A 2,713-nucleotide genomic window follows, 5' to 3' on the forward strand; every position below is an offset into this window, starting at 1 on the left:
CGTGTGTAGTTTTTTCCATTCATAACAACAAATTTAAAATATTAATTTGTTGCGCTAGGTTCTTGAATCTGGGAAAGTTACCGACATAACCCCTAACGATAAGGCTTTTGGCCCTGGACCTGTAGACGATGAGCCTGTACAAGAACCCGAGTGGGTTGAGTGCTATTTGACAAATTTAAATGATATTAGAATTGACAGTTATGATATTGGAGATAAAATTAAAATTAATATAATTACAAAAGGGATGATTGGGGATGAAGTGTCTTTAAGTTTATACGATAATAAAGCTGATTTTGTATATAATGGAATCAAGTTAGCTAACGATACAATAGAAAACTTGATCATAAGATCTAATACCGAAACTTTAGTACTAACTGTAATAGAACAAATGTAGCATGGCCTTTTTAGAACTAACACATCCTAAAGTGGGAAATATCTCAACCCAAGAAATAAAATATACGCCTAGAGACAAAGTTATTATCGTAATCGTAAAAATAAAGGCAGTCGTTGATCACCTTAATAAAACAAATGGGAGCTTAAGGTATTATAAAGTTATCGCAGCCACTAAATTTCCCGAGGCTTATATTTTATTAAAAAAATACGTTGGGAAGAATCGAATAAGTGAACTTATTATTAGATCTCACGGTAGTAAAAAAGGTAGTATCAAATTAGATCCCAAACAATCAACATATGATATTACAGCTAGTGAACTAGCTAATTATAATACAGGTATAATGATTAATTCTCATAAGCGCAGGTACGATCGCTATAAGGAACTTGAAGATGCTGCAAGTTTAATTAAAACGGGAGGTAATCTGATTTTTACGGCATGCGAAGCAGGGAATAATGATCAACTATTACCCGAACTTGCAAAATTTATAAAGGGGTCTATAAGTATCTATGTAAATATGGGAACTTCTAGTATATTGAGTGGTAAAAACAAATTTGCGTCAGAAATGCCAGGTTTAACAGCCGAAGAGAGATTAAAACCCGAAACTATTTATGTTAAGGAGGGGTCGATAAAAGGCCAAAAAAATAACTTGTGGTTTGAGAGAATTCAAGGGGGTAATGCATTAAAATTAGAACCCTTAGATATGTTAGGGGAGAGTTCAGGTATAAGCAAACCTAATAAGCAATTAAAAGTTAAAATTGATGATCTTAAAATTATAGATAAACCATAAAAGTAAACTTATGAAACCACTATTAATAGGGATATTATTGAGTATAAATATATTTTCATTTAGCCAATCTTCTAAGGTGTTATTAAAGAATGAATTAGAAGCTGATAGTCTTTTTTTTAATTCTATTTTAAATAAACTTCATAAAGATTCCGCAAAAAAAACTCAAACAATTCACGATACTGTAATAACTGCTTCTGAATTTAATTTTATTAATAACAAATACACTAACATAGGTAATAAAGATCAATTTAAAATTTATTATAAAGATAATAGGGTACTAAAAATTCAAGGGTACATCATAAATGGGTATAAAATTAACTTTTATTTTTATTATCATAATAATAAAAGATATATTCTATACACTTACTATTATAGGGCACAAACAGATGGACTTCCTGTTTTAGGGAATGGATATATGGTGAATAGATGTGACAACCCATATTATATATTGCTCTTGCAATTCTCAAAAGATGTATATATAATGGATAATGTGAGCTCATTGGGTTTAAATTATAATGCTAGAGATATCATAAGAACTTATAGTCTCAATGGAAATTTAGATACTAGAAAAATATATTATTGGTATAAAGGAGAGTCTAGGGCTTATGCCAGCTCTATACCAATCCTTAAGAAAGGCTTTGAAAAAGGACTAGGATGGTATTCTATTTATGGGGAGGCTGCCAATATTTGTAATTTTACATTGGAGGAACTAATATTTTTTGTACACCATAACGGTACAACAGACGATATTTCTTACGACCCAATACATAGTATTGAGGTTCAATACACAAAAGATCAGTATCCTCTATGGATTCACGATAAACTATATTATTAAGATACTCCAACTCCGAGAATTAAGGCTACTAAGTAATTACCTAGGTATGGATTAAAGTATGGAAATGTAGAATATGATTATGGTGCAAATAGATATGTTCGTAAGCAAAAATAAGATTCTATTTTTCAGTCTGATAATTATTGCAATAATTTTTAGAGCTAATAATTCAGAAGCAAATACTGATGGAATTTATAAGACCCAAAATGGTGAACATTACCTTTTTTTTAAAGATTCATTCTTAATTGATAACTATAATATTTTTTGTATGCAATCAATTAAGTATAAAAACTCAAACTATGGAATAATAGATGAGCAATGTAGCTGCATGAATAGTAATGGATTTTACGAAAAATCTTATTTATTAAAGCATGAAAATAGCGTATCAATTTGCGGAGAGGACACCATAACTTTTCATAAAAAAGGCAACATTAATCAAACGAGTGAGGTCAATTCTGTTACAATTAATATATTAAATAAACCTCCGAATTTTCCGTATTCTACAATTAAAGTAATTCCCAACAGTAAAACTTTTCTTGACGGTATACAATATGAGGATTACTCACAAGAATCAAAATTATTTAATATTACGTGAGTTCGATCTAAGCAGCCTTATTAATATTGTCATTATCTATGATGTCTATATTTAAAGAGGGTTTCTTAGGTAAGAAATGATATGCTATTAAACCTGCGATTAGAT

3 protein-coding genes and 1 pseudogene are annotated in these 2,713 nt (G+C 29.9%); 3 read left to right on the forward strand and 1 reads right to left on the reverse strand.

Translation table 11 applies throughout. The annotated features are described in order from the left end of the window. Nucleotides 1-395 precede the first annotated feature (395 nt). The 3 genes from QMO11_RS21755 to QMO11_RS21765 all read left to right on the forward strand — a co-directional run bounded on the left by QMO11_RS21755 (nt 396) and on the right by QMO11_RS21765 (nt 2,608). Nucleotides 396-1,181 carry a hypothetical protein gene (locus QMO11_RS21755; RefSeq protein WP_282040060.1) on the forward strand — a complete coding sequence of 262 codons (786 nt, stop codon included), beginning with the start codon at nt 396-398 and terminating at the stop codon, nt 1,179-1,181. Nucleotides 1,182-1,191: 10 nt separating this feature from the next. Next, nucleotides 1,192-2,016: a hypothetical protein gene (locus tag QMO11_RS21760; RefSeq protein ID WP_282040062.1), complete on the forward strand. Its 825-nt coding sequence runs from the start codon at nt 1,192-1,194 to the stop codon at nt 2,014-2,016. Nucleotides 2,017-2,281: 265 nt separating this feature from the next. Further along, a complete protein-coding gene (locus tag QMO11_RS21765; RefSeq protein WP_282040063.1) occupies nt 2,282-2,608 on the forward strand; it encodes a hypothetical protein in 327 nt (108 codons plus the stop codon). A 7-nt stretch (nt 2,609-2,615) separates the two neighbouring features. Here QMO11_RS21765 and QMO11_RS22020 read toward each other — a convergent pair. After that, nucleotides 2,616-2,713, reverse strand: a pseudogene (locus QMO11_RS22020) (IS982 family transposase); the annotation flags it as partial.

The sequence above is a fragment of the Saccharicrinis aurantiacus genome (assembly GCF_947489045.1).
In the GTDB taxonomy this organism is placed as follows: Bacteria; Bacteroidota; Bacteroidia; order Bacteroidales; family Marinilabiliaceae; genus Saccharicrinis; species Saccharicrinis aurantiacus.

What these genes read in the sequence shown, in the direction of transcription:
- QMO11_RS21755 (WP_282040060.1), top strand. Translation starts at nt 396, where the DNA reads ATGGCCTTTTTAGAACTAACACATCCTAAAGTGGGAAATATCTCAACC.
- QMO11_RS21760 (WP_282040062.1), top strand. Translation starts at nt 1,192, where the DNA reads ATGAAACCACTATTAATAGGGATATTATTGAGTATAAATATATTTTCA.
- QMO11_RS21765 (WP_282040063.1), top strand. Translation starts at nt 2,282, where the DNA reads ATGCAATCAATTAAGTATAAAAACTCAAACTATGGAATAATAGATGAG.